The sequence below is a fragment of the Phycisphaerae bacterium genome, from assembly GCA_018003015.1.
GTDB lineage: Bacteria > Planctomycetota > Phycisphaerae > UBA1845 > PWPN01 > JAGNEZ01.
The window spans coordinates 42,126-54,861 of the sequence record JAGNEZ010000044.1 but is presented as its reverse complement, the minus strand read 5'-3'; the positions used below and the strand labels follow the sequence as shown (position 1 = coordinate 54,861).

Annotated in this window: 7 protein-coding genes and 1 rRNA gene; 6 read left to right on the top strand and 2 right to left on the bottom strand. The window is 63.6% G+C overall.

The features are described from left to right. Nucleotides 1–134 precede the first annotated feature (134 nt). The 5 genes from KA354_17455 to KA354_17435 all read left to right on the top strand — a co-directional run bounded on the left by KA354_17455 (nucleotide 135) and on the right by KA354_17435 (nucleotide 8,268). A complete protein-coding gene (locus KA354_17455) occupies nucleotides 135–1,130 on the top strand; it encodes a hypothetical protein (GenBank protein MBP7936429.1) in 996 nt (331 codons plus the stop codon). Further along, nucleotides 1,127–3,718 carry a hypothetical protein gene (locus tag KA354_17450; GenBank protein ID MBP7936428.1) on the top strand — a complete coding sequence of 864 codons (2,592 nt, stop codon included), beginning with the start codon at nucleotides 1,127–1,129 and terminating at the stop codon, nucleotides 3,716–3,718. The genes KA354_17455 and KA354_17450 overlap by 4 nt, the downstream gene beginning before the upstream one ends. 75 nt (nucleotides 3,719–3,793) lie before the next feature. After that, nucleotides 3,794–4,720, top strand: a complete 927-nt coding sequence (locus KA354_17445) for an alpha/beta hydrolase (protein ID MBP7936427.1) — start codon at nucleotides 3,794–3,796, stop codon at nucleotides 4,718–4,720. 117 nt (nucleotides 4,721–4,837) lie between these two features. Continuing rightward, nucleotides 4,838–5,983, top strand: coding sequence for an Mrp/NBP35 family ATP-binding protein (locus KA354_17440; protein ID MBP7936426.1), 1,146 nt, complete (start codon nucleotides 4,838–4,840; stop codon nucleotides 5,981–5,983). A 711-nt stretch (nucleotides 5,984–6,694) separates the two neighbouring features. After that, a 16S ribosomal RNA gene (locus KA354_17435) occupies nucleotides 6,695–8,268 on the top strand. A 413-nt stretch (nucleotides 8,269–8,681) separates the two neighbouring features. Here KA354_17435 and KA354_17430 read toward each other — a convergent pair. Beyond that, entirely contained in the window at nucleotides 8,682–8,855 is a 174-nt protein-coding gene (locus tag KA354_17430; GenBank protein ID MBP7936425.1) for a hypothetical protein, read from the bottom strand. 265 nt (nucleotides 8,856–9,120) lie between these two features. Between KA354_17430 and KA354_17425 the strand changes: the two genes are divergently transcribed. After that, complete coding sequence (locus KA354_17425) at nucleotides 9,121–10,494, top strand: excinuclease ABC subunit UvrC (protein MBP7936424.1); 1,374 nt, start codon at nucleotides 9,121–9,123, stop codon at nucleotides 10,492–10,494. A gap of 220 nt (nucleotides 10,495–10,714) precedes the next feature. Here the strand turns inward: KA354_17425 and pbpC are convergent, their stop codons facing one another. Continuing rightward, complete coding sequence (pbpC, locus tag KA354_17420; GenBank protein ID MBP7936423.1) at nucleotides 10,715–12,721, bottom strand: penicillin-binding protein 1C; 2,007 nt, start codon at nucleotides 12,719–12,721, stop codon at nucleotides 10,715–10,717. Between the last annotated feature and the right edge of the window lie 15 nt (nucleotides 12,722–12,736).

Below are 12,736 nucleotides of genomic sequence, written 5' to 3'. Positions count from 1 at the left end.
AGCCCGCAATGCGGCAGCCCGATGCTCGCACCGCAAGCGAACACTGCGTCGTTTACACAGGATTGGCATATACTTGGCCGAAATAACGCCTTGCCGATGGCCGAATCCTTAGCGTTGTAGTACTAGCCACGCGTTTGACCGGAACTCCTCTGCAGGTCGGAGCGACCTTTGCCGGGCTGGACTATTTGGCGCTTATGCTCGCGTTGCTGGCTTTTTGGATTGCGAGCTCGCCGTCCCGCCGGCTGGCTCGGGCCGCATTCGGCCTGTTGGCGATCCTCGTTGGCCATCTCTGCTACTTGGTGCTGCTCGATTGTTCTCCAGCGATTCTGAGCTTGGTGGACAGACGCTTGGGGCCGCCACCGGCGGGGGAGACGCCGTTCGGCCGGTTGCCGGCGTGGTCTTGGTCGGAAGTGATCCACCTGGCGATACCCTGGAACATGCCGGTCGCAGGTGCCCTCATCCATTTCTGCTTCGCGGGCCTGCTGATCACGATTGGGCCTTCGCGGGACTACAGCGCCGATGAGCGGCGGGCGATCCGCAAGTTTGTGGAGAACGGGGGTATCCTGGTGGGCACGGTGGGCGACGAGGACCCGCGGAAGCCCGCCCTGCCGGCATTGATGGCCGAGTACGGTCTATACCTGGGTGAGCATCCGCCGGATGCGCAGGGCCGCATTCCCGAATCGCCGCCGCTCGGGCACTTCAAGTCGCCGTACTACAACGCCGGAAGTTTCATGAACTACGTGCGGTTCCATGCTGCCTGGCCGGTGGTGAGCACCGAGCCCGACGCCCGGGTGATGGCCTACGGCCCGGGCGACAGGAATGTGATGATCATGCGCCGGATCGGCAAGGGCAAGGTCGTCCTGGTTGGTGACACGTGCTTCGCGGAGAACAAGAACCTCGAGCGTGAAGGCGGCGAGCCGTTCGAAGGCATGCGCGAGAACGCTGATTTCTGGCGATGGGCGATAACCTACTGGACGGGCCAGCCACTCCGGGTTCCTCCGAATCCACGCTCGGCCGTTGGCGGGTCCGCTCCCCCATTGCAAGGACAGAGAACATCTTCTTCGACTTTCCCGGCCACGCAGAGGATTCTGACATCACCTCCCGGCTCCGGTGGGGAGGGCGGATCATGAGACTGGCTTGGGTCGGCCTGGCCGTACTGAGCGGCTCCTGGCTGCTGGGCCAGGAGTACTATGAATCGGTGCGTCCGCTCTCTTGGCTGTGTGCCGTGGTGTTGGGTTCGCTGTTCCTGGTTGGAGGGGCCGATCGAATCCCGCGGCGGGGACAGGCCGCACTGGCGCTGCTCATGCTCCTGGTGTGCCTCGGGCTGCTGCTGCCGTGCTTGCAGAGCAGCCCGCTCCCGCTTGGGTTGGCTCCGATCCTGCTGGTCGTGGGCTCGGTATTCGTTCTGCTTCCGTTGCCCGGTGTTGTCCGGCGAGGCCTGGGCGGCGCCGGACTCACAGCGGGGCTTATCGTGCTCACCCAGCAACTCGTCATGCTGGGATACGAAGTCCTGACCTCGCGCTCGCACGATCTTCCGTCGCCTCTGCCGCGAGTACTGGCTGCGATCGCATCACTGGCCGGGGCAGATGCGGCGGCCACCCAGGCGGACGTTGCGTTGGGCACGATGCGGCGGACGCACATGCTCGGGGCGACGTGGGAGCTGCTGATCGACCCTGCCACCCTGTGTCTGCTGGCAGGTGGCTTCGCGCTGTTGGCTGTGAGGTCGGGGCGACTTGAGGCCGGCACGCGCGGCAAGGGTCTGGCCTCGGCCATGTTGAGGCTGGCTGCGTGTCTGGCCGTCTGGCTGCCGGTGCGGGCCGGCCTGCTGATGGCGCTCTTTCTCCATCGAGCGCTGCGTACCGACTACGACACCGACCTGGGTCTAACCACGCAGTTCTGGAGCCGCTGGGTGCATGTGCTGCTGCTCATTCCTCCCGTCGTGCTGTTCTGGTGCTTCGTGGATGTCCGCCCCGAGCTGGCCAGGCAGGATCGTCCAGGGATTGCCCCGGCCAAGGGGCCCGGTGCTGGCTGGCCGCGTGGTCTCGGGGCCGTTCTGTTCGGCATCGTATCGGTGATTCTCTTGACGGCCGCGACGGTCTGGAGCCCTGTCGGCGAGCGCAAGGCCGGCCGTGTTCTGGTCGACGAGTATCACTCTGAATGGGAGCGTACCGACCGGCCCTACGACACCGAATGGTATGGCCACGAGTCAGGTTACAACTATGCGTGTGTCTACGACTATCTCTCCCGGTTCTATGACATGGGTCGCCTCGAGTCGCCGATCAGCGACGAGACGCTGCGGAACTGCGATGTCCTGGTGCTCAAGACGCCGACCAAGTCGTACGCGGACAAGGGGAATCCGCGCGAAGTGGACGCGATTGGCCGATTCGTGCAGCGCGGCGGCGGCGTGTTGCTCATCGGCGAGCACACCAACGTGTTCGGGACCGGCATGTACCTGAATCAAGTCGCCGAGCGGTTCGGATTCCGCTATCGGTACGACTGCCTGTTTCGCATTTCGGCGAGTCCATTCGAGCAGGGCTACGTTCCATCCGTTTTTCCGCATCCCGTTGTTCAGCGCCTCAGGGAGATGGATTTCGCCGTCTCGTGTTCGATCGAGCCGTCCGGAAGCGGCGGCCGAGCGGTCATTCGCTCGACCGGCCTGAAGAGTCTGCCGGCCGACTACCACGCCAGCAACTTCTACCCGCAGATCGAAGACCGGGCCGAGGCCCGCTACGGGGCCTTTATCCAACTCTGGTCGACAAGAAGCGGCGCTGGGCGGGTCCTGGCATTCACAGATTCAACCATCTTCTCCAACTTCGCAGCCTTCGAGCGAGGCAAGCCGGAGCTCATGCTGGGGATGGTCGAATGGTTGAATCACCGCGACACGCAACCCGATCCCCGGTGGCCGCTGACGCTGGGCGGCGCGGTTTCGGCGGTCATCTGTGTTCTCCTGGTTCGGGGTCGGTCGGGCACCTGGCTGCCGCTCGTTGCGGCCGGCATGCTGAGCTGGGCGGCCACCGGAACTGTGGTTGGCGTTGTGCATCGTGGGCAGATGCCGCTGCCCAAGCCGGTGGGGCCAATGGTACGAGTAGCCATCGATCGTACCTACTGCAGGGGGCCGCTCTCGAAGGGAGGCTTCATCAGTGCTGCGGATGACGGTTTCGGCATTTTCGAGCGATGGATACTACGACTGGGATACTTCACGCAACGAACCACGCGAGACGACGTCTTCGACGGTGACCTGGTTGTGCTGTTTTATCCCCACGTCCAGGTGAGCCGCCGGGTCCAGGACCAGTTCAGCAGTTACGTGCGCAACGGTGGCAAGCTGCTCATCATCGATTCCCCGGAGAACACGAACTCCACCGCCAACCGGCTCATGGGGCCGTACAAGATGGAGGTTGTTCACGCGGACGTGGGCCGTGGGACGCTGGTGACTCCCAAGGGCTGGCCCGCCGAAGTCGCCGTCCAATCTGCGGTCGCGGTAGCTGGCGGTGAGCCGTTCGTCACGCTCCATGGCAGGCCGGTCGCCGCCCGTGTAAGCTACGGTCGGGGCACGGTGACGGTTGTCGGTTTCGGTTCGCGCTTCAGCGATGCCCAGATGGGTGTCACCGGCGACGTCGTGCCGAACGCCGAACTGAGGCGGGTCTTCGAACTCGAGTTCGTCCTGCTGCGTTCGATCATCGAAGGAGATCTGGCCACACGGCCGGCGGTGGGTGGCTGAGTCGTGTGGACACGAATGCCAGGTTGAGGGTTTTCATTGCCAAGCGAGAGGATCATGCGAACGAACATTGCGCGGATGGTTGTGGTTGGTCTGGTAGCTCTTGGCGGTTCTCACCGGGCGTGGGCCCAGGAACCGACCTCCTCGGTCCCGGCAGAGCCCAGAGTCGAGCTTCTCTGGCCGCACGGCGCTCCAGGAGCGGTGGGAATGGAAGACGCCGACAAGCCGTCGCTGACCGTTTGCCTGCCGCCCCGGGACATGGCAACTGGCGGGGCGGTGGTCGTCTGCCCGGGCGGGGCGTATGTGATGCTGGCCATGGACCATGAGGGCAAGCAGGTGGCCGAATGGCTCAACTGCATGGGCGTGGCCGCTTTCATCCTGAAGTACCGGCTTGCCCCGCGCTATCGTCACCCGGCCATGATGCAGGATGTCCAGCGGGCCATTCGCACGGTGCGGGCCCGTGGTGCGGAGTGGGGCGTCGACGCGAAGGAGATCGGCGTGATCGGCTTCTCGGCCGGCGGGCATCTGGCTTCGACGGTGGCCACGCACTTCGACGACGGCGACCCCCAGGCCTCCGATCCGATCGAGCGGGTCAGTTGCCGGCCGGACGCCGCGATCCTGGTGTATCCGGTGATCACCTTCACCGAGCCGACGATGCACAGCGGCTCGAAGCGCAACCTGCTGGGCGAGAATCCGGATCCGAAGCTGGTCGAGAGCCTGTCCAACGAGAAGCAGGTAACCGCCCGGACGCCACCCACGTTCCTGGTTCACAGCAACGAGGACACGGGTGTACCCCCTGAAAACAGTATTAACTTCTATCTGGCGTTGCGCAAGGCTGGCGTGCCCGCGGAGATGCACATCTACGAGAAGGGTCCCCACGGATTCGGTCTGGGAGCGATGAAGGGTCCGCGCGACCCGGTGCTCGCCACTTGGCCGGGGCACTGCGCCGACTGGTTGCGGCTTCGGGGGATCGCCCGGGCGGCTCGCGCTCCGGTCGCGAAGTAGCGGGCCGGCCGATTGAAACCCTCGCATTCGCCCCCTACAGTCGCTCTGCCGGAGGTGCAGGCCGGCGAGCGTCGTCGGCCCCGGCGGGGTCGAGCAACCAGGCGGGAAGATCTCACCATGGCGTTGTTCAAGAGCAATGTGGTGACGCGCGAGCGGGTGGTTGACGTTCTGCGCGCAGTGAACGATCCCGAACTGCACCAGGACCTCGTATCGCTCGACATGGTCAGGGATGTGACTGTGGTCGACGGTGAGGTGCGAGTGCATGTCGAGCTGACCACGCCGGCCTGTCCCCTCAAGGACCGTATCCGCAGCGACATCGAGGCCGCCGTGCGCACCCTTAGCGGCGTCAGAGGGGTGGCGGTGGAGTTCAGTGCTCCCGGCGGCGGGCAGACCTGCGGGCATGCTCATAGCTCTGCAGCGGGTCACCGGGTGGCGAGCGTTGCCGAGCAGGTCAGCTTGCCGGATGTCCACAGCGTGGTGGCCGTCGGCGCGGGCAAGGGCGGTGTGGGCAAGAGTACGATCAGCGTGCTGGTCGCCGTGGGGTTGGCTCGCCGAGGGGCCAAAGTCGGCCTGCTCGACGCGGACGTCTACGGGCCCTCGATCCCCAAGATGCTCGGCGTCGAAGACCAGCGCCCGGCACTGGTCGGCGATCGCATTCAGCCGGTCCGGGTTCACGGGCTCAAGGTTATGAGCATCGGCTTTCTCATCGGGCCGCAGCAGGCCGTTGTCTGGCGCGGGCCGATGATCCACGGCACCATTCGCCAGTTTCTCGGCCAGGTCGAGTGGGGCGAACTCGACTACCTCATCGTGGATCTCCCGCCGGGTACGGGCGACGTGCCGCTGACCTTGTCGCAGTCGATTTCGATGACCGGTGCGGTGGTGGTATGCACGCCGCAGGAGGTGGCCCTGCTGGACGCGGTCCGGGCGGCGCGCATGTATCAGCAGCTGAACGTCGAGGTTCTCGGTGTGGTTGAGAACATGAGCTACTTCATCGCCCCCGACACTGGCAAGGCGTACGACCTGTTCGGCAAGGGCGGAGCGGAGCGAGCTGCAGCCGGCCTGGGGGTCCCGTTTCTGGGCTCGATTCCGGTCAACGTGGCCATCCGGATCAGCGGGGATGCGGGTACGCCGGAGGACGTTTTCGAACGGAATCCGGAAGGGGTAGCCATGGCCGTCGATGGAATGGTGACAGCCATCGTTGCCCAGGTGGTTTCTCGTCAGTTGCGACCCAACACCCACGTGTCGCTTACGGTTCATCCGTGACCAGCGCCGGGTTGGTGTCTGGCTGGAGTCGCCGGCGGGAAGCGCGGGGGAGGGTGGAACAGCAGGGAGCGGGCGAAGGGTTTTGGTCGTCGCGGACGGGTGGGGCGAGGGGCGTGCCCATTAATGGCTGTTCCGACTTGACAGGCGTGGGAACTGGTGATATATAGACTCTTGCCCAGTGGGTGTTGTGGGTGGACGAACCGGTTGGTTTTTACTTGGTCCCGCGGCTTGGGGTGGTGCTCGGGTGAGACACCCGGGTTTGGAACTGGCCCTGAGAAGGTGTCGCGGCAAGGCGAAGCGAACCGGCTTTTTTTTCGCCACAGCCCGACTAAGTCGCTGGTAGTTAAGGGCTTGGGATAATCTCGAGAATCCCGAAAAACTGCCGGCGGAAGGGGTTGACAGCCCTTTGAAGGTTGTTATCATAAGGGGCTCGCGTCGAGGGAAGGCGAAAGCCGCTCGCGGGGCGAGAAGACCGCAAGCTCTTTGACAAGTGAACAGTGTGTGACACAAACAACCGCCGTGTAAACGTACGAGCGATCGGCGTCGCGTGGTTTGCCACGGGGCGTGCGATCAGCTCAAGCAACGCAAGTCGACCGAACTGGTCTAGCCAGACAGAACGGTTGGCAAGGTGTGTAGAGACCCATCGAAGCAAGCGGGTTGGCGAACTGGGGCCTTAACGGGTCCGAGGGGTTCAGCCTGATGCAACGATATAAAGCGAAGAGTTTGATCCTGGCTCAGAACGAACGCTGGCGGCGTGGCTAAGGCATGCAAGTCGAACGGGACTCTTGTGGTAGCAATATTACGGGAGTTGAGTGGCGGACGGGTGAGTAATGCATGGGTAACGTACCTTGAACACAGGGATAGCGGCGCCCCGCAAGGGGCTTTAGCGAAAGTGCCGGTAATACCTGATGACATCCAGGGGCCTCATGGCTTCTGGCTCAAAGATGGGGACCCTTCGGGGCCTATTGGTTCGAGATCGGCCCATGTCCTATCAGCTAGTTGGTGGGGTAACGGCCTACCAAGGCTATGACGGGTAGCCGGCGTGAGAGCGCGACCGGCCACATCGGGACTGAGACACTGCCCGGACACCTACGGGTGGCTGCAGCAACGAATATTCCGCAATGGGCGAAAGCCTGACGGAGCGACGCCGCGTGGAGGACGAAGTCCCTCGGGATGTAAACTTCAATAGTATGCCAGGAAGCGAGCCGACCTAATACGTCGGCGAGTTGACCATCATATGACAGGGGCGGCTAACTCCGTGCCAGCAGCCGCGGTAAGACGGAGGCCCCGAGCGTTGTTCGGAATCACTGGGCTTAAAGCGCGTGTAGGCGGGACGGTAAGTACCTTGTGAAATCCCCGGCTTCAACCCGGGAACTGCTCGGTATACTGTCGTTCTTGAGGCAAGTAGGGGTTACTGGAACCTTAGGTGGAGCGGTGAAATGCGTAGATATCTAAGGGAACGCCAGGGGCGAAAGCGGGTAACTGGGCTTGTCCTGACGCTGAGACGCGAAAGCGTAGGGAGCAAACGGGATTAGATACCCCGGTAGTCTACGCCGTAAACGATGCGCACTAGGTACGAGGGTCTCTGACGTCTCTCGTGCCGAAACAAAAGCGCTAAGTGCGCCGCCTGGGGAGTACGGCCGCAAGGCTAAAACTCAAAGGAATTGACGGGGGCTCACACAAGCGGTGGAGCATGTGGATCAATTCGAAGCAACGCGCAGAACCTTACCTAGGTTTGACATGCACGGATGGTCTCGGGGAAACTCGAGTAATCTGCCTTCGGGTGAAACGTGCACAGGTGCTGCATGGCTGTCGTCAGCTCGTGCTGTGAAGTGTCGGGTTAAGTCCCTTAACGAGCGAAACCCTTGTCGCTAGTTGCCAGCGGGTCATGCCGGGAACTCTAGCGAGACTGCCGGCGTTAAGCCGGAGGAAGGTGGGGACGACGTCAAGTCATCATGGCCTTTATGCCTAGGGCGTCACACGTGCTACAATGGGGCGTACAGAGCGAAGCAAGACCGCGAGGTGGAGCAAATCGCAGAAAACGTCCCTCAGTTCAGATTGGGGTCTGCAATTCGACCCCATGAAGTCGGAATCGCTAGTAATCGCGCATCAGCCATGGCGCGGTGAATGAGTTCCTGAGCCTTGTACACACCGCCCGTCAAGTCATGGGAGCTGGGAGTTCCCGAAGTCGCTGTGATTCGACAGTGCCGACGGAAAGCCCGGTGACTGGGACTAAGTCGTAACAAGGTAGCCGTAGGGGAACCTGCGGCTGGATCACCTCCTTTCTAGGGGATAACCTAGATCTCCAAAGCGGCCTCGAGCCGCTGTGGATTTCAGGTCAGAACGTTTACAGGATCGGACGGCTTGTCGCCCGAAACGCCGGACGGAGCAATCCCCCGGCCGGTGGCACACACTGTTACTTGATATCGAGACGAGTCGGCTTTGCGGCCGGCTCGTCTTTTTTGCGCGCCGAGCATGTGTGGCAACTCGGAGGTGCGACTCAGGCTGAGTTGGTCAGAGTCAAGTCCGGCGTCGCGTAGTTCATCACCGGAGGGCCGAAGCTCACGGTCAATCCGATCGAACCGCCGTGTATCAACCCGTATGCTTCCGGCGGAGGGTCGCCGAAGAGGATAGGGGGAATCGTGCTGGTGCGAGGATCGCGGCGAAGGGTCGCGGCGGTCCCGATGGCGGCCTTCTCTCAGAGCAGCGTGTCCAGCAGGATGAGATCCGGCCGGTTGACCGCGTCGGACAAGGTATCTGTGGCCCCGATCGCCTCGCGAATGCTGAAGCCATCGTTGTCCAACAGATGCTGCAGCAGCTTGCGTTCGACCTCGCAAGGGCAGGCCAGCAGGATGACGGGGTCCTCGGGCACTGTGTATCGACCTCCGGAGTAGTGGCTCAGGGAGTGTACGATATGGCCGCCGCCCCGGGTCGAGGTGTTCGTTGAGGCTGGTTTGTCTGGGACCGGGCGGTGGGAGAGCGACCAGCTATAATGAGCGGTTATGGGCGAATCGTGTGACGACCGGAAACCTGCTCCCCGGGAAGGGCCAGGCGGGACGGACGGTCGGATCGGCCGGTCCCGGGCCGGTGACCCGGAGGGGGCGAACGCGCCTGCGGGCGGCTCGTTCCTGGCCAAGATCCGGCATCTTCCGAAAACGCCGGGGGTGTATCTGTTCAAAGACGTCCAGGGCCGGGTCCTCTATGTGGGCAAGGCCAAGGACCTTCGCAGCCGGGTGAGCAGTTACTTCCAGGGTTCGGCCGACCTGCTCCGCACACGCGGGCCGCAAATCGTCCAGATGGTCGGCCTGGTGGCGGACATCGATTTCCTGGATTGCGAGACCGAGGTTGACGCCCTTCTAACCGAGAGCCGGCTGATCAAGGATATTCAACCGTACTACAACGAATGCCTCCGTGACGACAAGACGTTCCCGTATCTCGAGATTACCACCTCTGAAGACTTCCCAGGGATCTACATTACCCGCAAACCCCACCTTAAGGGCAGCAAGCTCTACGGGCCCTTCGTTGGAACGGCCGGTCTGCGCGAAGCGGTCAATGGGCTGCAGAAGGTTTTTCGTTTTCGGACTTGCGAGATGGACATCGTGGAGGGCGATGAAAGCCGCCGTCATTTTCGTCCCTGCCTGCTGCACGCGATCAAGCGATGCTCCGCCCCGTGCGCCGCCCTGGTGTCCAGGGAGGACTATCGCCAGGACATCGAGCGTTTCAAGAAGTTCCTGGCCTCCAAACGAAGCGTGGTTGTGCGGCAGCTTAAGAAGGATATGGAAGATTCGGCCACTAATCGAGAGTACGAGAAGGCAGCTCGACTTCGCGATCAACTCCGGGCGATGGAGTCGCTGTCGCTGGCCGGAGATCCCGAGACCCACGTTCAGCCGGAGGTCTTTCACGTCGATCCTCGAGACGGGCTGGCCAAGCTGACCAGGATCCTCGAACTGGAGCGGTCGGTGCGGACCATCGAAGGGATCGACATCGCCAACCTGCAGGGTGGCGAATCATGCGGTTCACTGGTCTGTTTTATCGACGGCAAGCCGTTCAAGAGCGGATACCGGCGGTTCAAGATCAAGACCGTCGAAGGCATCGACGACTACGCGATGATTCGAGAGGTCATCAGCCGCCGCTACCGATATGCGGCCATGGGCGAGGAGCTGTACCCGGATGTGATCCTGATCGACGGTGGGCTCGGCCAGCTTCACGCTGCCCAGGCCGCCTTCGCCGACATGGACATCCGCCCGCCGATGGTTGTGTCTCTGGCTAAGCGGGACGAGGAGCTGTTCATCCAGGCCCGGAGCCAGCCTGTCCGCATGCGGCGCCATGATCCCGCCCTGCGCCTTCTCCAGCAGGTGCGCGATGAAGCTCACCGGTTCGCTCAACACTATCACCACATCCTTCGCCGCAAGAAGGTCTTTGAGGAGGACGTGGCCGCGGGGAAGCGTCCGCCCGCCGCAAAACGCGGAACCAACGGAACCCATGGTAGGGGGGAAAACGACCGACGGTAACGGCGAGGTCGGGGGCGAGCGGCGCCGGCATTCTCAGGCACTCGGAATCTGGTTTGAGTTCGCCAGCAGGGCAGGCTACCCTTTCCCGGCCAGCTGATGGTTCGATTTCCTTTCGTTAAGCTGGGACCCACGATCCTGTTCGGGCTTCGTCGGCGCCGACCTCTCCAGACTGGCCAACAGGCTCTGGGGTGGCTTCGCATCCGTAGCTGGGTAGTCATCGCTATCGCACGGTGAATTCCACCGCGCTGTACTTGCCGGAAGCATCCACGCAACGCAGCTCGTACCGACCGGGATTCAGGATCAGCCGTTTGACGCTCTCGCCGATGAGCCGTCCGTTGAGGAACCAGGTCATGTTCTCCTTGCGGTTCACCCGGGGGTGAATGACGGCCTGGCCGGTCATGGCCAGGAATGTTGCTCCGTTCCGCGGGGATGTGATGGCCAGCTCTGCGCGGAGTTCGCGCGGTGGCGGCAGAGGACGTTCCACGAGCCAGGGCCTGGCGGGCAGGGGATCCTTGTCTGTGCGGATTGCGGGCAGCGCGAAGATGTCCGCCAGCAGAGGCTCGGCCGCCCCGGCGCCGACCAAGCTGCTCTTCCCCGCGCCGCTGAACAGGCCGGCCCACACGCCGGCCGCGAATCGCCGGTTGTGGCCCACGGCCCAGGCGTCGCGACGGCCGGAGCTGGTGCCGGTTTTCCATGCGAACCAGGGGACCTGATGAGCTGGCCACTCGGCCATGCCCTGTGGCCTTCGAACCCGCGAGGAGAGGATCTCGTCAATGGCCGTGCACACGTTGGCTTCGATCGCGGGGCTCTCGTCGATCGGGTCATCCATGAGCAGGCGTGGCGAGCGTCGGACGCCGCCCCGGCCGATCGTCGCGTAGGCGTTGGCCAGGTCGAGGAGCGTGATTTCGACGGACCCGACGACAACGGCCAGTCCGCCGCGTGCCAGCGTGTTGGCGGGCAGTCGGACGCCGGCGGCTTCGATGAGTCCCAGGCAGCGGGGCAGGCCCACGCCTTCCGCCACCAGGATGGCCGGCACGTTAAGCGACCGGCGGAGCGCATCCGCGACGGGCAGATCGCCGACAAAGGTCTTGTCGAAGTTGGAGGGCGACCAGCCAGCCCGCTCGATCGGGATATCGTGGACGATGGATTGGGGCGACAGCCGGCGTTCCTCGAAGGCCGCGGCGTAAATGAAGGGCTTGAGCGTCGAACCAGGGCTGCGCTTGGCCGTGCACCCGTTGACCTGGCCGTGGCGGAGGTGGTTTACATCGGCCGAGCCGACCATGGCCAGGATATCGCCGCTGGGAATGTCGATCACCACCATGGCCACGTCGCAGCCGGACGGCAGCTTGGGCTGGTGTCGGGCGGCGATCCGCTCCATCTCCGACTGCAAGCTCAGGTCGAGGGTCGTTCGCCCCCCGCCCAGTCGTCGCTGGAGGCTCATCCACGCGGCATGGGGGGCGGCCTTGGGGACCTTGCACCGCGTCGTCGGCATCGGCTCCGACGAAGCCAGGGCACGCTGCCGGTCGTCGATCATGCCAAGCTCGGCCATGCGCCGCAGGACGACCTCGCGCCGGCCCCGTGCCTTTTCCGGGGAGCGGTCCGGCCGGAAGCGATTGGGCGATTGCGGCAAGCCGGCCAGCAGAGCCGCCTCGCCGAGCGAGAGCTGTTCGGCCGACTTGCCAAAGTAGGCTCGGGCCGCAGCCTCAACGCCGCGGATGTTGTGGCCGTAGGGGGCGATGTTCAGGTAGGTCTCGAGGATCCGCTGCTTGGGGTAGACCGACTCCAACTGCAGGGCCCGGAGTGCCTCGATCATCTTGGCGGCGAAGGTGCGCGGCCGATCGTCGAGCATCCGGCAGATCTGCATGGTCAGTGTGCTTGCCCCGGAGACGACCCGCAAGCTACCCAGATTCTGGCCGATTGCCCGGATCACGGCCAACGGGTCAATGCCGCCGTGCAGCAGGAACCGCTCGTCCTCGACGGCGATGGTGGCCTGGATCAGCTGAGGCGAGATCCGCTCCAATGGAACGACGAATCGCCACTGCTCGTCGTCGCCGACCACGCGGAGCATTTCCCGGCCATGGCGATCGGTGACCAGGGGGCTGGCTGGCCATCGCTCCAGCCGTTTCAGCGGGAAGGGGCAGAGCACCCACCCCGCGGCTATGAGCAGCACGCCGCAGGTGCTGAGCACCACCGCCGCCATCAGAAACCGCTTGAGCCGCCGGATCATGGTGATCGTCCTTTA